Origin of the sequence: Thiohalobacter sp. (genome assembly GCF_027000115.1) — a bacterium.
Taxonomy (GTDB): Bacteria; Pseudomonadota; Gammaproteobacteria; order Thiohalobacterales; family Thiohalobacteraceae; genus JALTON01.
On sequence record NZ_JALTON010000004.1, the window covers coordinates 1 to 19063 of the forward strand.

A 19063-nucleotide genomic window follows, 5' to 3' on the forward strand; every position below is an offset into this window, starting at 1 on the left:
TCACGCCAGTGGCACTGCCGGGTAGCTATGTACGGACGGGATAACCGCTGAAAGCATCTAAGCGGGAAGCCCCTCCCAAGATGAGACCTCCCTGGATCCTCGAGATCCCTGAAGGGCCGTTCGAGACGAGGACGTTGATAGGCTGGGTGTGGAAGTGCAGCAATGCATGAAGCTAACCAGTACTAATTGCCCGTGAGGCTTGACCATATAACACTCAAGCGGTTTGAGTGTCGGTTGGTTCAGGCGCGCAACAGACTCGAACACAGGCGATCTATCGGTTTTGCGAATTCGGGATCCCGGCCTTCGGGCCGGGCACCCAAACGGTTTGCCTGGCGGCAATAGAGCGTTGGAACCACCCGATCCCATTCCGAACTCGGAAGTGAAACGACGCATCGCCGATGATAGTGTGGGGCCTCCCCATGCGAAAGTAGGTCACCGCCAGGCTCTTACATCGGAACCCCGGTCAGATTCTGGCCGGGGTTTTTTCTTGTTCGCGTGACGTGTCCTGACTTCAGCTGACGGTTATCGGTGAAGGCCTGCAGTGCCCTGTTCACGAGACTGTCCATGATTTTTACATCGGAAAACCTGAGTGCGTAGATAAGGCATGTAATACATTGAATATATATCCGATTTTATGATGGCATGGATGTTGTGTAACCGTATGCCAGAACGAACAGGAAGTACGCATTCTGGAGTGGGGGCCAATGCCCCGAACAGGAGGAAACACGAGATGAACGCAGTACGCGCAGTAACCCTTTCCGGCGCCATGGCACTTGGCTTCGCGGCAGTCTCGGCGCAGGCCGTACCCGTGACCTTCTTTGGCGAGGACACAAGTACTGCCGGTATCGCACTGGGCCCCAATTCCGCTGCCGCGCGGAGTTCGTTCCTGGCGGGGCTTACGGGTGTCGGCAATGAGGACTTCGAATCGTTTAGCCTGGGCGCTACCGCGCCGCTCAACCTCACCTTCCCTGGCAGCAGCGGGTCATTGAGCGCAACTCTGAACGGTACCGGGAACATTGACGATTCCGGACCGGGGCGGTTTGCGACCTCGGGACGCCTGTTCTGGGAAGCGTCCACGGGTTCGTTCGATATCACTTTCGCCAATCCGGTCAGTGCGTTCGGATTCAACGGCATCGATATCGGTGACTTTGTAACCCAACAGATGACGCTGACGCTGACAGACGTCAATAATGTTGTTTCCCAGTTGACGGTGCCGCACTCGCTCAATATCGGAAACAATGATAATGCGACGCTGTTTTTTGGCTTCATCGACGCCGGGAACAGTTATACTAGCATTGCATTCACCAATGCGGGCGGCGGCGACATCTTCGCCTTCGACGACATGGTTGTCGGAGACGCAGGGCAGATTACGACGGTGCCGGAGCCGGGCATCCTGGCCCTGCTGGGTATCGGTCTGGCCGGTTTTGCCGGGGTACGCCGCAAGGCTGCCTGAGCGAACCGTCAAGCGCACTGGAAGAGGCGGCCTTTTGGCCGCCTTTTCTTTTGGAATGAAGTACTTGTGGCCTGCGGCCCACGATCGTGTCAAGGGTTTTTACATGATTGCCCGCCTTGGGGGCCGAAACGATGTGCCGGCCGCGCATCAGTTGGCATCAACTGTCACGCTTCTTCAATTGGTTCAGTCTCTTATCGCCGCTCACGGGGTGCCGGCCTGCTGCCGCGGAGGTCGTCAAGGGAATTTACAGTTCTTCTGTTGACCGTGTGACTGAATCGACATGCCTTTTATTTGTCCAATAAAAACCGCGAATTACAGTGTGTTTGTCTCGTTGGCATGATCAGTGCAAGGCTGTCCCTCACCACGGCGAGCTGTTTAGTCGCTTGGATTCGAAACGAGCAGTTGACACACCTGAAACGAGGGCGGTATGTCGCCCTCCATGGAGGAATAATCATGAAGAAGTCAACAACTGCGCTGGCTGCAGCGGGAATTGGCCTGATGTGCATGGCCGGTGTTGCCAGCGCGCACCTGGTGGCCTTCGGCTGGAAGGATCTCGGCAACGGCACCATCCGCATGTACGGCCAGCACTGGCATGGCGACCAGACCGCGCCTTCCACGGCCAACGGTGGCGTGCGGGTCGGCGTGTTCGGCACGGATCCGACCACTTGGCCGGTCTTTCAGTGGACGGGCTACGTCAACAACATGGGTGGCGGTACCGCCGGCAACGATGCGCTGGTCACCTCCGGATTCATCGATGGCTGGGCGCCGGACCCCGGCAATTTTACCAGTACGGCCGTCAACGAGAATGACTGGTTCTTCACCGATCCGCTGGTGCTCGGTAATGGCACCTGGGGCCTGTTTACCGGTACCAACTGCTGCATCGACACCATGAGCGGGCCGCAGCAGTTCGTGATCAGCGGCATCTCCAGCGTTCCGCCCGGCACCGGTCCTGGTAACGCGCCCGGCGCCGTGCCCGAACCCGGCATTCTGGGTCTGATGGGCGTGGGTCTGGTCGGGATGGTGGCCAACCGCCGGCGCCGCAAGTCCTGACAACGCCCCGCCTCGACAACGGGCGTTACCTTGAAGCGGCTCCCCTCGGGGAGCCGCTTTTTTGCGGGCGGGGGATTCTTCAGTAGAAACGGGGCTGGGCGACCAGCAGGGCCTCGGGTACGGCGTCGTTGATGGCGACCGGGATGTCCATGCAGGCGCCGGGGCGTGGGCGGACGATCACCCAGAGGACGTTGATGTGGAGGTTGAGGTCGGCGAACACCACCAGGTCGCCGTAGCGGGCCAATACCTGCTCAATACGGAGAATGGTTTCCTGGACCAGGCGCTGCGGCTTTTCCCTGAGTTTGGGGATGAACATCATGAAGTCGGACAGCGGCCGGCCGTCCTCGCCGGCGCGCGGTGCGCGCTGATAGAGGGGCTGTGCCCTGTGGATGCCGGCGCTGCGCGCCAGTGTCGTTTCCTTGCGGCTGGCCAGGGTCATGCGGTGTCCTCCCGAATGCGGCCGATGTTCCATGCCTGCAAGGCTTATCGGCCCCGTGCCCCTGGCCCTTGAGGACGGCTGGCCCTCGTCGTAGCCGGTTGATCGCCAGTGGGATTTCCTGCCCTGCCGGATGCCGTCCTGGGCCGAGGGCATGGGGTGGCCTGTGCTACACTGCGCGCCATGTCCGACCCGCAGCAGATCCTGGCATTGCTGGCCGACGGGCGCTTCCATTCCGGCGAGGATCTGGGGCGTGCGCTGGGGGTTTCGCGCGCAGCGGTGTGGAAACAGCTGGTGCGGCTGCGCAGGGCCGGCGTGCCGCTGCAGGCCGTGCGCGGGCGCGGCTACCGCCTTCCCGAGCCGCTGGAACTGCTCTCGGCGGCTGCCATCCGTCGTCGGCTCTCTGCGGTCGCGCGGGCGCGACTCGATCGCCTGGACGTGTTGCAGGAGACCGATTCCACCAGTGCCTGGCTGCGTCGTCATCGCGCCCCCGGCCAGACCTGGGCCTGCCTGGCCGAACGCCAGACGGCGGGGCGCGGGCGTCGCGGACGGGCCTGGGTGTCCCCGTTTGCGGGGAACCTGTACCTGTCGCTGGGCTGGCGCTTCGAGGGCGGACCGGCCGCGCTGGGACCCCTGAGCCTGGTGGCGGGCGCGGCCACGGCCGAGGCCATCGAGGCCGAAACCGGGGTCGCGATCGGGCTCAAGTGGCCGAACGATCTGTACGTGGGTGATCGCAAGCTCGGTGGGCTGCTCATCGAGCTGGCCGGCGAGCCGTCGGGACCCTGCGAGATCGTGCTGGGCGTTGGCATCAATCTGCACATGCCCGAGGCCGCGGCCCGCGACATCGATCAGCCCTGGACCGACCTGGGTCGTCATGCCGCGGTTCGGCCGGGCCGCAACCGGCTGGCGGCCGCGGTACTGGATGGACTGCTGCTGGCGCTGGTGGCTCGAACCGCGGGCGACGCCCAGGACTGGATCGCGGCCTGGCGGCAACGGGACTGCCTGCGCGACCGGCCGGTGCGGATATACGAGGGTGAGCAGGTCCGCGGGGGCATCGCCCGCGGCATCGACGAGCGGGGCGCGCTGCTGCTGGAAGATCAACAGGGACTTCGGCCGGTCGCCGCCGGCGAGGTCAGCATACGGGTGACGGAATGAAACTGTTGGTGGATGCGGGCAACTCCCGCATCAAGTGGGCCGCCTGGAAGGATGGGCGGCTGGTGCCCGGGATGGTGCTGGATCGCAACGAGGCGGCGCCCACCGAACTGTTTCGCAAGGCCTGGGGAGATGTCGACCGGCCGCCCGAGGCCGTGGTGGTCGCCAATGTCGCAGGCGACAGCCTCAAGCGCTCGCTGTCGGGCTGGGTGCGGCGCAACTGGGGCCTGAGTCCCCGTTTCGTGCGCGCCGAGGCCGAGGCCTGCGGTGTGCGCAATGCCTACGCCGACCCGCGTGGGCTGGGCGTCGACCGCTGGGCCGCGCTGATCGGCGCGCGGCACCGCATCAAGGGTGATCTCTTCATCGTCGACTGTGGCACGGCGCTGACCCTGGATGCCTTGGACCGGGGTGGCCGGCACCTGGGCGGGCTGATCCTGCCGGGGCTTGCGCTCATGCGGCAGTCGCTGGTCGATCGCGCCGAGGGCATCGATGTGTTGCCGTCACTGGCCGAGGCGCCGCCGGGCGGCGTGCTGGCGACCGACACCGCCGGCGCCATCATCGGCGGCAGTCTGTATGCGGCCGTGGCCACCATCGATCGTCTGCTGGGCGATCTGTGCGCCGAACTGGGCCGGCCGGTGACCTGCGTGGTGACCGGGGGGGATGCGGAAGCCATCATGGGCCTGCTGTCGTGCAAGCCGCGTCACGAACCCTGGCTGGTGCTGGAGGGGCTGGCGCGCCTCGCCGCGGCCCAGGCGCCGGCCGAGGCGGAGGCATCCGCCAGCGAGGCGACCGCCTGAGATGCGTGCCGTCATTGGCCTGCTGCTGCTCGCCAACCTGCTCCTGTTCGCCTGGTGGCAGATGCAGCCGGAGCCGGGACCCGAACCGTCGCCGCGGCCGCCTGCGCTGGGTCCCGGCGTGGCGGCGCTGCGGCTGCTGAGTGAACGCCCGGCAGCGGCGGTGGAAGCCGGCCGGCCACCGGCGGTCGAGCCGGAAACGGTGGCGGAAACCGAACCCGGCGGTACGGGGACGGAGACGGCGATCGAACCCGAAGCGCCGGTGTCGCCGACAGACGAACAGGGCACGGGTGCCCCGGCAGCGGAGGCGCCGTCGCCGGCACCCGTGCCACAGATCGCATCGGCGCCGCCGGCGCAGCCCGTCTGTTCCACCATCGGTCCTTTCGATACCCGCGAGGCTGCCGAGGCCCTGGCGGCTGAGCTGGGCGGCCGCGGGCTCGAGGTCGAGATGCGCATGACCTACAGTCGCGAACCGGCCGGCTACTGGGTGTTTCTGCCGGTCAAGGACCGGCACGCCGGGCAGGCGGCGGCCGAGCGGCTGGTGGCGGCGGGCGTAAAGGACTATTTCGTGGGGCCGGACTTCGTCTCGCTGGGCATCTTTCGCGACCGGGCCGCGGCCGAACGTCGCGACCGCGAGCTGCGCGCCATGGGTTACGAGACGCGCATGGAACGGCGCTTCCGCAAGCGCGAGGTGTACTGGCTCGATGTCCGCGAGCCGGCACAGCTACGACTGGCCGCGGAGGACTGGGCCGCGCTGCAGGCGACACATCCCGACGTCCAGCGCCAGGTGAACGACTGCGAGTGATTGCCCCGCCCGGGGGGTTTCCCTAGAATGGGCCGCGCGCCGGTATAGCTCAGCTGGTAGAGCAACTGATTTGTCTGTATGGCAACTTCAGTCGGAAACGGCTGTCGAAAATCGGGTGAATTCAGGGGAACCTCAGCGGGTCGCGCCGGAGGCAATCCTGAGCCAAGCCAGGTGACGGGTCACGGGTAGCCTGGAAGGTGCAGAGACTAGGGGGTGAACAGCCCGGGTGATAAGCCCCCCGCGAGCGCCCGACACCCTAGCGGTCCGGCCGAGGGTGATGAGATAGTCCAGTCCAGCGAGAAATCGCTGGGTCGCTGAATCAGTAGGTCCGGGGTTCGAATCCTCGTGCCGGCACCATTGTCTTCCCGAATGCAAAAGGGGCAACCGAAGGTTGTCCCTTTTGCATTCGGGGTGGTGGTCGAACCGGAAACGCCGGTCAGAAGTACCAGGCCAGTTCGGCCTGCACATAGTCGTCGTTGCGGATGCTGCCGAACAGGCCGTTGCGATTCAGGCCGCGGGCGAAGCGCGCCTCGATGCTCAGTTTCCACTGGTCGCCGAGGCGTCGACTGGCCTCCAGGTTGAAGCTCTGCTCATGGCCGTCGAGGTCGGTGCTGGCGCCGAACAACAGTTCCGAGGACTGAGCGTCGTTCAGGGTCAGGCGCAGGCCGATCATGAGGTCGTTCTGAAACAGGGTGGTGGCGTCGGAGCCGCGGTCGTCGAACAGGTACTCGCTGATGACGCCCAGATCCGCGGCCGTATCGAATATGCCGACGAAGGTGTACTCGAAGCCGCCGGCCGCCGCCGTGAAGCGGTCACCCTGGCCGTCACGGGTCAGCCATTCCAGCTTCCACAGCCAGTCGCCCAGCGTGGCCTGCAGGTCCAGGCTGGTCTGGTTGATGATGGGATAGTAGGGCACCAGCACCGGCTGGCCGTCCTTCAGCCCGAGCTGCAGTATGGGCTCGCGGCCGGTACCGTGGAACTGCGCCAGCCCGATGTCCCAGGGGCCGAGGGTGCGGCTCCAGCGCGCGGCGAGATCGAGATGCCGCCATTCCGCGCCCGACTCGTAGCGGGCCTGATCGGTGTCGATGTAGGGTTCGGTGCGCAGCCTGCCGCGGGGGCCGGGGAAGGTGCGCTCGCGGAAGCCGGTGAGCAGGAACAGGTCCACGGTGCCCCAGTCACGGATCAGGGCGAGGTTGATCATGGGCTGGCCGAGTCTGTCCTCGGTATCGGTGTTTTCCACCAGATCGACCTGATTGATGACGTCGACCAGGTGCACCGATTCGGTGACGCCCCAGAACACCCTGCGCACGCCCACCCGCAGCTCCCAGTCCTCGGCGGCGCGCAGCCAGGTGAGTTCACGCAGGTCGGCATGGGTGCGCTCGGGATCGCGGTTGTCGAGGCGCAGGAAGGGCACGAAGGTGAAACTGTCCGAACCGCCGTTCCATTCCCGGTAATACTCGGGCTGGATGGCCAGCGAGGCATTGAGGCTGCCCCGCTGACGCGGGTAGGCGGGACCCTGCGGAAAGGCGCGCAGTTCGAGCGCCATGCTGCCCGACCATTCGCCGCGCGGCGCCGGTTCGGGTTCCGCCGTCGGCGGCGGGGCGAGCGTGACCGCTGGGGCCGGGGATGGCGGTTCGGCCACTGCCGGCGACTGTGGTTCCGCTGCCGGTCGGGGCGCTACGGTCACGGCGGTTTCAGGGTAGCGGCGCACGAAGCCGTTCCAGCCCTGTCCGGCGAGCCGGGCCTTCAGGCGCGCGGCCTGACCGGCCTCGCGGGTGCGCCCGACCAGCACCAGGTGCAGGATGCGGCGGCCACTCTGCACGACGAACCGCTGTACTTCATCATAGCCCAGGCTGCGCAGGCGCTTGACCACCCGTGCGGCGTTGTCGGGGTTGGCGAAGGCGCCGACCTGGACGCTGTAGTCGGCCAGTGCGGTCACCGGCAGGAAGAGGGTGGCAGCCAGTGCCAGCCGGCGCAGCCAGCGACCTGCAATGCCCTTGCGGATGGCGTGACGATCCCTCATCGGCCTCTCTCCGTTCAGCGCGCGCGCTTGAGCGCGTTGCGGTCGAAGTCACGGTCGGTCAGGCCGGTGCGGAAGCGATAGTTCGACCACAGCAGGGTGGTCGACTTGCCGGTCTGATGATTGACCATGTCCATGCGGTCCGGGCGCCAGTAGCGGCCCAGGTACTGCCTGTAGCCGCTGACGGTGAGTGTCTTCAGCAGGCTGTTCTTGCGGTCGTAGAACTCGATCTTGAGCGGCTGATACATCTCTTGGTCGATCCACACCACCTGCCGGGTGTACCCGGAATGCTCGTACTGCGGATAGCGTTCGATGACGAAGGTCGGCCGGCCGTCCAGTTCTTCCTCGCGCAGGAATCGATAGCTGTACTTGGCGACTTCCTGGGAACTCAGGTCCTCGTAGGCGAATTCGCTGCCCATGAAAGGGCCGGACTTGTTCTTGGAGGCAATGCGCTTGACGCGCTTCAGTGCGGGCAGGTACAGCCACTGGTCGTCCGGTCGGGTGGCGTGACTGTAGCTCAGGAAGGCGGTGCCCTTCACGTCCCGGGGGTGGTCGAAGACGGTCAGGCTCTTGTCGCCGTCGCCTTCCACCTCCAGCGTCCTGGTGCGCAGCTCGCGGGTGCTTTCCTCGCCCTGGCGGTTGCGCAGGATCATCTTCATGTCTGCCGTCTGGTCGCCCCAGCCGCTGTCGCGGCGGTCGGCCTCCTGGGCGATGGCGAGACCGCGGGCCTCTGGCGACTCGGCCTCGGTGGTGGCGGCCAGCGCAGGGAGGACGAGCAGGCCCGGCAGGAAAGTCAGCAACAGGCGCTTGATCATGGGAGGGGGTCTCCGAAAGGCATACCCGAATCATTGTACTCCGGGGCGGCAGGGCTGTCAGGGTACTGCTTTTGCTTGACCCGCATAGTGCACCAGGGCGGAAGCGGGCGGGCACAAATCGGACTCTGAAGCATGGGCGAACAACCCGCTTCATCGCCCGCCAGCACGACAAGTCACCTGCCGCCCGCTTCCGCCCTGGTGCACTATGCGGGTTAAAAATCGGCGGCTCGGGCGTGGCCTTTGGTACCGGCTGGCGGTTTTGTGACGGGGCGCTCAAAACCGGTGTGTCGGATGACACCGGAATGCCGGCTTGCATCGCTCTTGGGACTGTATATACTTACAGTTACTGTACAAGACACCAGTATCCGGGGGTCCCATGTCCGATCTGACACCACGCCAGGCCGAGATCCTGGAAATGATCCGGGAAAGCATTGCCGAATACGGCTCGCCGCCCACCCGCGCCGAGATCGCCGAGGCCTTCGGTTTCCGCTCGCCCAATGCCGCGGAGGATCATCTGCGGGCGCTGGCGCGCAAGGGCTACATTGAACTGCTGCCCGGTTCCTCGCGCGGCATCCGCCTGCTGGAGGACATGGGCATTCCGGTGATCGGGCGGGTGGCGGCGGGCAGCCCCATCCTGGCCGAGGAGCACATCGAGGACTATTACGAAATGAGTGCGGACCTGTTCCATCCGCGGGCCGACTATTTCCTGCGCGTGCGCGGCGAGAGCATGCGCGACGCCGGCATCCTCAATGGCGACCTGCTGGCCGTCCACCAGACCGCGGAGGCGCGCAACGGCCAGATCGTGGTGGCGCGGCTGGACGACGAGGTCACCGTCAAGCGCTTCCGCCGCCGTGGCAACCGGGTGCAGCTGCTGCCCGAGAATCCCGACTACGAGCCCATCGAGGTGGATCTGCGCGAGCAGCCGCTGGCCATCGAGGGGCTGGCGGTCGGCATCCTGCGCAACGGCAGCCGGCTGTGAACCCGGAACTGGAAAGGGTGCTCGCGCGCCGCGATGTCTGGCGCGGGCGCAACGGGCTGGCCAACGGCGGCAAGTCCATTGCCACCGGCCTGCCCGAGCTGGATGCCCTGCTGCCGGGCGGCGGCTGGCCGCGCGGGGCACTGACCGAACTGCTGCTGCCGCGCGAGGGCATCGGTGCGCTGCAGCTGCTGATGCCGGCGCTGGCGCAGCTCAGCCGCGAGCAGCGCTGGACGGCCTGGGTGGCGCCGCCCTACATCCCCTACGCCCCGGCACTGGCCGCCGCCGGCGTGGACCTCTCCCGTCAGCTGATGATCCATCCCCGCGCCGATGGCGACGGCCTCTGGGCACTGGAACAGACCCTGCGTTCCGGCACCTGTGGTGCAGTGCTGGCCTGGCCGATGATCGACGATGCGCGACGGCTGCGCCGCCTGCAGCTGGCCGCCGAGGCCGGCAACTGCTGGGGCATCCTGTTCCGGCCACTGGCGGCGGCGGACAGGCCCTCGCCGGCCGCGGTGCGGCTGCAGGTGACGCGGGTGCCGGAAGGGCTGCAGTTGCAGGTGCTCAAGCGCCGCGGCGGCTGGGCGGCCGGGCCGCTGGCCATTTCCTTCGAACGACTGCTGCCGCAGGCCCTCCCGGCCTGCCATGCCTGAACCCTTGCCCTGCGCCGGGGAAGGGTCCTTCTTTCCGAGGTGTGAAACGGGTGGGTGCCCGCCGACAAGCTTCCCTGCTCCCCGTGCCGTCGCAGCCGGCTATCCCTGTGGCCACGCCGGCCGTGTCCCGCGCCGGGCCGATGCCGCTGTGGTGCTGCCTGCATTGCCCGGAACTGCCCCTCGAAGTGTTCGCCGGCCAGGCCGTCGAGCGCGCGAGCCTGCTGGTCCACGACCATCATCCCTCGCGGCCGCGCGTGGTGCAGGCCGGGCGGGCGGCCATGGAGGCCGGCGTGCGTCCGGGCATGTCGCTGGTAGCGGCCGAGGCCCTGTTCGCCAGCGGGCATGCCGTGGCGCGACGGCCGCGCGAGGAACGGCAGTGGCTGGCGCGGCTGGCCACCCGGGCCTGCCGGTTCAGTTCCCAGGTCAGCCTGGTGGCGCCGGATGCCGTGCTGCTCGAGGTTGGCGCCAGCCTGCGGCTGTTCGGCGGTCTGGATGTCCTGCTGAAACGCCTGGAAACGGCGCTGGCCGGCCAGACGGTGGTGCGTGCCCTGGCGCCCACGCCGCTGGCCGCGACCTGGCTGGCGCGGGCGGGGCAGGGCCGGGTGGTGAGCGGCCGGGGCCGGCTGGTGCGGGCGCTGTCGGCGCTGCCGATTGCGGTGCTGACGGCCGATGCCGGCATCCTGGCCAGCCTGCGCGGCATGGGCCTGGAGCGGGTCGGCGACCTGCTGCGCCTGCCGCGCGACGGACTGGCGCGGCGCTTCAGTCCCGCCCTGCTGGCCGACCTGGACCGGGCGCTGGGGCGGCAGCCGGACCCGCGGCCGGCGTATCGGCCGCCGGAATCCTTCGAGCACAGCCTGGCGCTCGCCCTGCCGGCGCGTCGCATCGGTCATCTGCAGCCGGCGCTGGACGCGCTGCTGGATGATCTGGCCGATTGGCTGCGGCTGCGCGATTGCGCCGTGGCCCGCCTCGCGCTGCTGTTTCATGGCCGCAGCGAGACCCTGCGCCGTCAGATCGGCCTGGCCCGCCCGGAACGCGAGCCGGCGCGGTTGCACCGGGTCCTGCGGCAGCGTCTGGAAGGCCTGCGGCTGGCCGAGCCGGTGGAAGCGGTGACCCTGGTCTCCGAGGAGATCACGGCCTTCCGGGCCGCCAGCGAGGCCCTGTTTCCCGATCCGGACGCCGCCGAGCAGGCCTTCGATGCCCTGTTGCTGCAGTTGCGCGAGCGTCTCGGCGAGGCGGCGGTGCGCGGCCTGTGCCTGGTGGAGGACTATCGCCCCGAGCGTGCCTGGCGCTGGTGCGAGCCCGGTGACCGTGGCGAGGTGCCCTGGCAGCAGCCGCATCGCCCGCTCTGGCTGCTGCCCGAGCCGCAGCCGCTGCCGGTGCGGGCAGGGCGGCCCTGGCGAAACGGACCGCTGCGGCTGCGGCCGTTGCCGTTGCGGGTGGAGGCCGGCTGGTGGGACGAGGGCGATGTCCGGCGCGACTACTTCATGGGCGAGGCGCCGGACGGCGGGCGTTGCTGGGTGTTCCGCGTTCCCGGCGGGCACTGGTTTCTGCATGGCCTGTTCGGCTGAGGGGTATCATTCCGGTGGCCGGACCCGCAGCCAGGCCGGGCAATGTCTGTCCGCGGGCGCCGAAATTCGTGCCATGATCAGTTTTTTGCGCTTTCGAAGGAGGTGGCGTGAGCCGGCAAATGGACAAGCGTGCGGCAGCCGCGCTCTCGCGCCTGCTCGAGGTCATGCGGCAGCTTCGCGACCCCGAGCATGGCTGTCCCTGGGATCGCGCCCAGACCCATCGTTCACTGGTGCCCTATCTGCTGGAGGAGGCCCACGAGGTCGTCGACGTCATCGAGCGGAACGCGCTCGAGCGACTCGATGACGAACTCGGCGACCTGCTGTTCCAGGTGGTGTTCCATGCCCGCCTCGCCGAGGAAGCGGGGCGTTTCGACATGGCCGACGTGGCCAACGCCATCGCCGACAAGCTGGTGCGCCGCCACCCCCACGTGTTCGGCGGGGCGCAGGTGGCGTCGGCGGAGGAACAGACCCGGCAGTGGGAGGCCCACAAGGCCCGTGAACGGGCCGAACGCGGGGTGCAGGCAACCGACCTGTTTGCCGATGTGCCGCGCGCACTGCCGGCACTTGCCCGTGCTGCCAAGCTGCAGCGTCGCGCCGCGCGCATGGGTCTGGACTGGCCGGACGCGACGGGCGTGCTGGAAAAGCTGGACGAGGAACTCGCTGAGCTGCGCGCGGCCATGGACGAGGGTGTGCCGGAGCGGATCGAGGCCGAGGTGGGGGACCTGCTGTTTACCTGCGTGAACCTGGCGCGTCATCTGGGCGTCGATCCCGAGCAGGCCCTGCGCGGTGCCAGCGCCCGCTTCGAGACGCGCGCTTTGGCGGTCGTCGCGCGCGCCCGCGCCGCGGGCAGCGATCCCGCAGAACTGGATGCCGAAGCACTCGATACCTTGTGGCGGGCGGCCAAGGGACAGGAAGAAGGGACCTGACCGGAATGTGGGCTGGTTCACGGAACCGGAATGCGGAAGGGGTAAAGTGACAGGCGCTTGTTCCCAATCTCCGGCCTGGGGCGCTGTTCCCCGCACCGCCGGCAGGTCCTCCGCCTGCCGGCTTTTTTATCTCTGGCCCGTTCGGGTTGACTCCCTCCCATCCGGCACGCCCTCTTTCGGTGCCCGGTCGCGTTCTGCATGCATCGTTGCGGAGCGGCGGGACGGGCATTCGTGCGATTCATTGGCACCAGTATGGTGCGTATTGCACCATGTTAGAGCGGATGAGGCCGCGGTCGATTGGCGATACGTTATTAACCTATTGTTTTTTAATAGTACTGATCGCGGCACGAAAACTGCTTGCCAGATGCGATTTCGTGTTCCATTCGAGGGCAACGAGGCAAAACGATGGAAAATCTTGAGACCTTCCAGGCCGGCAGTGACGTCTTTTTCATCCTCATGGGCGCCATCATGGTGCTCGCCATGCACGCGGGCTTCGCCTTTCTGGAGGTAGGCACGGTGCGCGAGAAGAACCAGGTCAATGCGCTGGTGAAGATCATCGCAGACTTCGGTGTTTCCACCCTGGCCTATTTCTTCATCGGCTACTCCATCGCCTACGGCATGGGCTTCATGGAAACGGCCGAATCGCTGACCACCCGCAACGGCTACGAGCTGGTGAAGTTCTTCTTCCTGCTCACCTTCGCCGCGGCCATCCCCGCCATCATCTCCGGCGGCATCGCCGAGCGGGCGCGTTTCAATCCGCAGCTGCTGGCGACCTTCGTGCTGGTGGCGGCCGTCTATCCCTTCTTCGAGGGCGTTACCTGGAACGGCAACTTCGGCTTCCAGGACTGGCTGGAGGCGCAGTTCGGTGCCGGCTTCCATGACTTCGCCGGTTCCATCGTGGTGCATGCCATGGGTGGCTGGATTGCGCTGGCCGCGGTCCTGCTGCTGGGGCCACGCCATGGCCGCTACGGCAAGAACGGCGAGATGTATGCCCATCCGCCTTCCAGCATCCCCTTTCTTGCCCTGGGTGCCTGGATCCTGACCGTCGGCTGGTTCGGTTTCAATGTGATGTCGGCGCAAACGGTGGCAGGCGTGAGCGGGCTGGTGGCGGTGAATTCGCTCATGGCCATGGTTGGCGGCACCCTGGCGGCCCTGTTCGCCGGCCGCTACGACCCGGGCTTCGTGCACAACGGTCCGCTGGCCGGCCTGGTGGCCGTGTGTGCGGGCTCCGATGTCATGCACCCCGTGGGCGCGCTGGTGACCGGCGCCGTGGCCGGCGGCCTGTTCGTCTGGACCTTCACCCTCACCCAGAACCGCTGGAAGATCGACGATGTGCTGGGTGTCTGGCCGCTGCATGGCCTGTGTGGCGCCTGGGGCGGCATCGCCGCCGGCATCTTCGGTACCACCGCCCTGGGCGGCCTGGGCGGCGTGACCTTCGCCAGCCAGCTGATCGGTACCCTGGCCGGCGTGGGCGTGGCGCTGGGCGGCGGCCTGGTCGTCTACGGCGTGATCAAGGCCGTGACGGGACTGCGCCTGAGCCAGGAAGAGGAATACCAGGGCGCGGACCTCAGCATCCACAAGATCAGCGCGACTCCGCCCTACGATCGCTGATCGACGACTGTCTGTATCGGAAGGGGGGCGTGGTTCGCCGCGGCCCCCTCCCTATTTCTATGGGCCGCGTCGAGGAAGGAAGCGGAAGGGCTGGAATCGGTGTGAAATGGTCGGGGTGACTGGATTCGAACCAGCGACCCCTGCCTCCCGAAGACAGTGCTCTACCAGGCTGAGCTACACCCCGTTTGATTCCTGGCGGGCGGTCAGTAGCTGCGACTGACCGAGAACTCCGCGAGGGCGTGGAGGGCATCCCGGTAGGGAGATGCCGGCAGTCGGGACAGCGTGTCGATGGCACGCTCTGCCTCGGCCCGCGCGGAGCGCGCAGTGTACGCGATGGCCCCGGTCGATTCAATGGCGTCGCGAACCGCCTCGATGTGGTCCAGGCCGCCCTTTTCGATGGCCTCGCGCACCAGCGCCCGCTCGGCCTCGCTGCCCTCGCGCATGACGTGGATGAGCGGCAGGGTCGGCTTGCCCTCGGCCAGGTCGTCGCCGATGTTCTTGCCCATGGTCTCGGCGTCGGCGCTGTAGTCGAGCACGTCGTCGACCAGCTGGAAGGCGGTGCCCAGGTGCATGCCGTAGGCGGCCAGCGCCGTTTCCACCTCGGCAGGCTGCTCGCCGAGCACGGCGCCGATGCGGGCCGCGGCCTCGAACAGCTTGGCGGTCTTGGAGCGGATCACCTCCATGTACCGGGCCTCGGTGGTGTCCGGCTCGTGGCAGTTCAGAAGCTGCATCACCTCGCCCTCGGCGATGCGGTTGGTGGTGTGCGCCATGATCTCCATCACCCGCATGGAGCCGATCTCCACCATCATCTCGAAGGCGCGGGAATAGAGAAAATCGCCCACCAGCACGCTGGCCTCGTTGCCCCAGATGGCGTTGGCGGTCTCCCGGCCCCGGCGCAGCTCGGAGGCGTCGACCACGTCGTCGTGGAGCAGGGTGGCGGTGTGGATGAACTCCACCACGGCCGCCAGCGTCTGGTGATCGCGGCCGTCGTAGCCGCAGGCGCGGGCGGCCAGCAGCACCAGCAGCGGACGCAGGCGCTTGCCGCCGCTGTTGACGATGTACAGGCCCAGCTGGTTGATCAGCAGCACGTCCGAGCGCAGGCGTTCCTGGATCAGCGTGTCCACGGCCGCCATGTCGGCGCCCGCGAGCTCGCGGACCTCTTCCAGGGTCATGAATGGGCTGGATTTTCTGAGTGGTTCACGCATGTCACGGCTGACCGGCCGGAGGGCCTGTTAGCCCGCATATTGCACCAGGGCGGAAGCGGGCGGCAGGCAGCTTGTTGTCCTGGCGGGCAATGAACCGGGTTTCTTGCCCATGACCGGGAGTACGATTTGTACCCGCCCGCATCCTGCTGCGGCCCTGGCGGATTTTCGCTCGGCCTCGGGGGTGCTTCACTCAAGCCGTAGCGACGGCTACGGCTTTCGCTCCAGCCCGCCCCGAGCCCGGCTGCAAATCCGCCATCATCCGCAGCCCCTGATGCAACATGCGGGCTGGGTGCCGGGCAGCCGGTCCGGAGAGGCCCGCCTGACGGCCCGCCTAGTGTACCTGCGGCCCCCGGCCGGCGCCAGAGAATTCCGATTTGACCTGAACCGGCGCCATGACTAGAATTGGCACCCTTTCAGAGCCGGGCCCTCCCCGGCCCAACCTGCGGATTTTTGGAGAATTCAGCGATGTATGCAGTGATCGTGACCGGCGGCAAGCAGTACCGGGTCCAGCCGGGTGACAAGCTGCGGGTCGAGAAGCTCGACGCCGCCGAGGGCGACTCCGTCGAATTCAACGAGGTGCTGATGGTTTCCGACGGCAGCGATGTCAAGGTCGGCCGTCCGCTGCTCGACGGCGCCAGCGTCAAGGCGACGGTCACCGCGCAGGGGCGTGCGAAGAAGGTGGAGATCATCAAGTTCCGCCGCCGCAAGCACCACATGAAGCGCCAGGGACATCGCCAGTACTTCACCGAAGTCCAGATCACCGACGTGAACGCCTGAGCGGTCACGGTTACCTCGAGAGGCAGGCAGAGCAATGGCACACAAGAAGGCAGGCGGCAGCACTCGCAACGGCCGCGATTCCGAATCCAAGCGTCTTGGCGTGAAGCGCTTCGGCGGCCAGCAGGTCAAGGCGGGCAACATCATCGTCCGCCAGCGCGGCACCCACTTCCACCCCGGCGTGAACGTGGGCTGCGGCAAGGACCACACCCTGTTCGCCACCGCCGACGGCGAGGTGCGCTTCGTGGTGCGCGGCCCGAAGAACCGCAAGTTCGTGGACGTCGTCAGCGCGGGCTGAACCACATCATCGCTGAACGCGATTCCAGGGACCCCGCCGCACGGCGGGGTTTTTGTTACTACGGAGAGGCAAGATACAAGTGACAAGATACAAGTGAAAGAAACGGCGGCGTTGGGGCGCGATTGACGTGTATGACGGCGAGTCAGGCCAAGGGGCACGGAGCCGGCGCCGCCACGTCACGAATGGTCCTGACTTGCATCTTGTATCTTGAAACTTGTATCTGATCCCGACCATGAAATTCGTCGATGAAGCCACCATCAAGGTTGCCGCCGGGGACGGGGGCAACGGTTGCGTCAGCTTCCGCCGCGAGAAGTTCATTCCCTTCGGGGGGCCGGACGGCGGCGACGGCGGGGACGGTGGCAGCGTCTGGCTGGTAGCCGACGACAGCATCAACACCCTGGTGGACTTCCGCTACGAGCGCAGCTTCCGTGCCGGCCGCGGCGAGAACGGCAAGGGCCGCAACATGACCGGCGCGCGGGGCGAGGATCTGGAGATTCGCGTTCCGGTGGGCACCATGGTCTACGACGAGGACACCGGTGAACTGATCGGGGACCTGATCGAGCCGGGCCAGCGGCTCAAGGTGGCGCAGGGCGGCTGGCACGGCATCGGCAACGCGCGCTTCAAGAGTTCCACCAATCGCGCGCCGCGCCAGTCCACGCCCGGTACGCCGGGCGAGCAGCGCACCCTGCGCCTGGAGCTGAAGCTGCTGGCCGACGTCGGCCTGCTCGGCCTGCCCAATGCCGGCAAGTCGACCCTGATCCGGTCCATTTCCGCCGCGCGTCCGAAGGTCGCGGACTATCCCTTCACCACCCTCTATCCCAACCTGGGCGTGGTGCGTGTGGGCAGTCACCAGAGCTTCGTGGTCGCCGACATCCCCGGTCTGATCGAGGGCGCGGCCGAGGGGGCCGGGCTGGGCATCCGCTTCCTCAAGCATCTGGCGCGTACCCGGCTGCTGTTGCATCTGATCGACGTCGCGCCCATGGACGGTACCGACCCCGTGGCGCAGGCGCGCACCATCGTCGCCGAGCTGGCAAAGTACAGTCCCGAGCTGGCGGCGCGGCCGCGCTGGCTGGTATTGAACAAGATCGACCTGCTCCCGCCCGGGGAACGGGATGCCGTCTGCGACCGCATTGTTGCCGAACTGGGGTGGACCGGGCCGGTGTTCCGCATCTCGGCCGCCACCGGGGAGGGGACGGAGGCGCTGGTCCATGCCATCATGCAGCATCTGGAACAGGCGGACGAGGCGCCGTCGGCGGAGGATGCCTGATGCGTGACCGCAAGGCCCTGGGCGCCAGCCGGCGCTGGGTGATCAAGATCGGCAGCGCGCTGCTCACCAACGAAGGTCAGGGCCTCGACCGCGAGGCCATCGCGGCCTGGAGTGCGCAGATGGCCGGGCTGCTGGCCGAGGGCTACGAGCTGGTGTTGGTGTCCTCCGGCGCCGTGGCCGAGGGCCTGTGCCGGCTGGGCTGGTCCCGCAGGCCCCACGCCCTGCACGCGCTGCAGGCGGCTGCGGCGGTCGGCCAGATGGGTCTGATCCAGGCCTGGGAGTCCTGTTTCCAGGCCCATGGCCGGCATACTGCCCAGATCCTGCTCACCCACGAGGACCTCGCGGATCGGCAACGCTATCTGAATGCCCGCAGCACCTTGCGTACCCTGCTCGAGCTCGGCGTGGTGCCGGTGGTGAACGAGAACGACACTGTGGCCACCGACGAGATCCGCTTCGGCGACAACGATACCCTGGCCGCGCTGGTCGCCAATCTGGTCGAGGCCGATCTGCTGGTCATCCTCACCGACCAGCAGGGCCTGTACGAAGCCGATCCCCGCCGGCACCCGGAAGCCGCACTGGTCGAGAGCGCGGATGCCGACGATCCTGCGCTGGAGCGCATGGCTGGTGACGGGGGCGTACTCGGGCGAGGCGGCATGATCACCAAGGTGCGCGCGGCCCGGCGCGCGGCGCGCTCCGGCGCCAGCACCCTCATCGTCGGTGGGCGCGAGCCGGACGTGCTGGCGCGGGTGGCGCGGGGCGAGGCGCTGGGTACGCTGTTGCGTCCTGCACGCGAGCCCATCGCCGCCCGCAAGCAGTGGCTGGCCGGGCAGCTCGCGGTGCGCGGCTGCCTGCTGCTGGACGAGGGGGCCGTGGAGGTGCTCACGCGTGCCGGGCGCAGCCTGCTGCCCGTCGGGGTTACCGGCGTGGAGGGTCAGTTCGCCCGCGGCGAACTGGTCAGTTGCCTGGCGCCGGACGGGCGCGAGGTCGCTCGCGGCCTCGTCAATTATGGCGCCGACGAGGCGCGCCGCATCATCGGCCATCCCAGTTCGGAGATCGAATCCCTGCTCGGCTATGTCGACGAACCGGAGCTGATCCATCGCGACAATCTGGTGATTCTGTAGGAAGTAACAAGTTTCAAGATGCAAGATGCAAGATGCAAGATACAAGCGCCGTAGGATGGGCAAAGGCCCGAGGGCCGTGCCCATCACGGTAGCGGTGTAAACCTGATGGGCATGTCGCTTCGCTCCTCTGCCCATCCTA

The 19063-nt window shown here is 67.1% G+C and carries 18 protein-coding genes, 1 tRNA gene and 2 rRNA genes; 16 read left to right on the forward strand and 5 right to left on the reverse strand.

What is annotated here, in order from left to right; translation table 11 throughout:
* The 4 genes from MVF76_RS00580 to MVF76_RS00595 form a co-directional block, all read left to right on the forward strand.
* Positions 1 to 207, forward strand: a 23S ribosomal RNA gene (locus tag MVF76_RS00580); the annotation flags it as partial.
* A gap of 121 nt (positions 208 to 328) precedes the next feature.
* A 5S ribosomal RNA gene (gene rrf, locus MVF76_RS00585) occupies positions 329 to 444 on the forward strand.
* A gap of 286 nt (positions 445 to 730) precedes the next feature.
* Entirely contained in the window at positions 731 to 1453 is a 723-nt protein-coding gene (locus MVF76_RS00590; protein ID WP_297526618.1) for a PEP-CTERM sorting domain-containing protein, read from the forward strand.
* 453 nt (positions 1454 to 1906) lie between these two features.
* A complete protein-coding gene (locus tag MVF76_RS00595) occupies positions 1907 to 2503 on the forward strand; it encodes a PEP-CTERM sorting domain-containing protein (protein ID WP_297526619.1) in 597 nt (198 codons plus the stop codon).
* 79 nt (positions 2504 to 2582) lie between these two features.
* On the opposite strand, the gene MVF76_RS00600 is transcribed toward MVF76_RS00595, so the two are convergent.
* Entirely contained in the window at positions 2583 to 2942 is a 360-nt protein-coding gene (locus MVF76_RS00600; RefSeq protein ID WP_297526620.1) for a hypothetical protein, read from the reverse strand.
* Positions 2943 to 3098: 156 nt separating this feature from the next.
* On the opposite strand from MVF76_RS00600, the gene MVF76_RS00605 reads away from it, so the two are divergent.
* The 3 genes from MVF76_RS00605 to MVF76_RS00615 are packed head-to-tail and all read left to right on the forward strand — an operon-like array spanning position 3099 to position 5690.
* Complete coding sequence (locus tag MVF76_RS00605; RefSeq protein WP_297526621.1) at positions 3099 to 4094, forward strand: biotin--[acetyl-CoA-carboxylase] ligase; 996 nt, start codon at positions 3099 to 3101, stop codon at positions 4092 to 4094.
* On the forward strand, positions 4091 to 4888 hold the full coding sequence (locus MVF76_RS00610; RefSeq protein WP_297526623.1) for a type III pantothenate kinase: 798 nt from the start codon (positions 4091 to 4093) through the stop codon (positions 4886 to 4888). Before MVF76_RS00605 ends, MVF76_RS00610 begins: the two co-directional genes overlap by 4 nt.
* Position 4889: 1 nt before the next feature.
* Positions 4890 to 5690 carry an SPOR domain-containing protein gene (locus MVF76_RS00615; protein WP_297526625.1) on the forward strand — a complete coding sequence of 267 codons (801 nt, stop codon included), beginning with the start codon at positions 4890 to 4892 and terminating at the stop codon, positions 5688 to 5690.
* 436 nt (positions 5691 to 6126) lie between these two features.
* Here the strand turns inward: MVF76_RS00615 and MVF76_RS00620 are convergent, their stop codons facing one another.
* Entirely contained in the window at positions 6127 to 7713 is a 1587-nt protein-coding gene (locus tag MVF76_RS00620; RefSeq protein WP_297526627.1) for an SPOR domain-containing protein, read from the reverse strand.
* 14 nt (positions 7714 to 7727) lie between these two features.
* Complete coding sequence (locus tag MVF76_RS00625; protein ID WP_297526629.1) at positions 7728 to 8525, reverse strand: outer membrane lipoprotein-sorting protein; 798 nt, start codon at positions 8523 to 8525, stop codon at positions 7728 to 7730.
* Positions 8526 to 8901: 376 nt separating this feature from the next.
* Between MVF76_RS00625 and lexA the strand changes: the two genes are divergently transcribed.
* From lexA to MVF76_RS00650, 5 genes are all read left to right on the forward strand, one after another.
* Entirely contained in the window at positions 8902 to 9504 is a 603-nt protein-coding gene (lexA, locus tag MVF76_RS00630) for a transcriptional repressor LexA (protein ID WP_297526631.1), read from the forward strand.
* Positions 9501 to 10154 (forward strand): translesion DNA synthesis-associated protein ImuA, encoded by a 654-nt coding sequence (imuA, locus tag MVF76_RS00635; RefSeq protein ID WP_297526633.1) that lies wholly within the window; start codon positions 9501 to 9503, stop codon positions 10152 to 10154. Before lexA ends, imuA begins: the two co-directional genes overlap by 4 nt.
* 107 nt (positions 10155 to 10261) lie before the next feature.
* Positions 10262 to 11722 carry a Y-family DNA polymerase gene (locus MVF76_RS00640; RefSeq protein WP_297526635.1) on the forward strand — a complete coding sequence of 487 codons (1461 nt, stop codon included), beginning with the start codon at positions 10262 to 10264 and terminating at the stop codon, positions 11720 to 11722.
* A 107-nt stretch (positions 11723 to 11829) separates the two neighbouring features.
* Positions 11830 to 12648 carry a nucleoside triphosphate pyrophosphohydrolase gene (gene mazG / locus MVF76_RS00645; protein ID WP_297526637.1) on the forward strand — a complete coding sequence of 273 codons (819 nt, stop codon included), beginning with the start codon at positions 11830 to 11832 and terminating at the stop codon, positions 12646 to 12648.
* A gap of 405 nt (positions 12649 to 13053) precedes the next feature.
* The gene (locus MVF76_RS00650) at positions 13054 to 14259 is read left to right on the forward strand and encodes an ammonium transporter (RefSeq protein ID WP_297526639.1); all 1206 of its coding nucleotides are present in this window, start codon (positions 13054 to 13056) and stop codon (positions 14257 to 14259) included.
* Positions 14260 to 14366: 107 nt separating this feature from the next.
* Here the strand turns inward: MVF76_RS00650 and MVF76_RS00655 are convergent.
* Positions 14367 to 14443: transfer RNA gene (locus MVF76_RS00655), tRNA-Pro, on the reverse strand.
* Between the two features lie 19 nt (positions 14444 to 14462).
* Complete coding sequence (gene ispB, locus MVF76_RS00660) at positions 14463 to 15431, reverse strand: octaprenyl diphosphate synthase (protein ID WP_297526661.1); 969 nt, start codon at positions 15429 to 15431, stop codon at positions 14463 to 14465.
* 498 nt (positions 15432 to 15929) lie between these two features.
* Between ispB and rplU the strand changes: the two genes are divergently transcribed.
* From rplU to proB, 4 genes are all read left to right on the forward strand, one after another.
* Positions 15930 to 16241, forward strand: a complete 312-nt coding sequence (gene rplU / locus MVF76_RS00665; RefSeq protein WP_297526641.1) for a 50S ribosomal protein L21 — start codon at positions 15930 to 15932, stop codon at positions 16239 to 16241.
* Between the two features lie 34 nt (positions 16242 to 16275).
* Positions 16276 to 16536 (forward strand): 50S ribosomal protein L27, encoded by a 261-nt coding sequence (gene rpmA, locus MVF76_RS00670; protein ID WP_297526643.1) that lies wholly within the window; start codon positions 16276 to 16278, stop codon positions 16534 to 16536.
* A 232-nt stretch (positions 16537 to 16768) separates the two neighbouring features.
* Positions 16769 to 17803, forward strand: coding sequence for an Obg family GTPase CgtA (cgtA, locus tag MVF76_RS00675; protein WP_297526645.1), 1035 nt, complete (start codon positions 16769 to 16771; stop codon positions 17801 to 17803).
* Positions 17803 to 18924: a glutamate 5-kinase gene (gene proB / locus MVF76_RS00680; RefSeq protein WP_317622906.1), complete on the forward strand. Its 1122-nt coding sequence runs from the start codon at positions 17803 to 17805 to the stop codon at positions 18922 to 18924. The genes cgtA and proB overlap by 1 nt, the downstream gene beginning before the upstream one ends.
* The last annotated feature ends 139 nt before the right edge of the window (positions 18925 to 19063 follow it).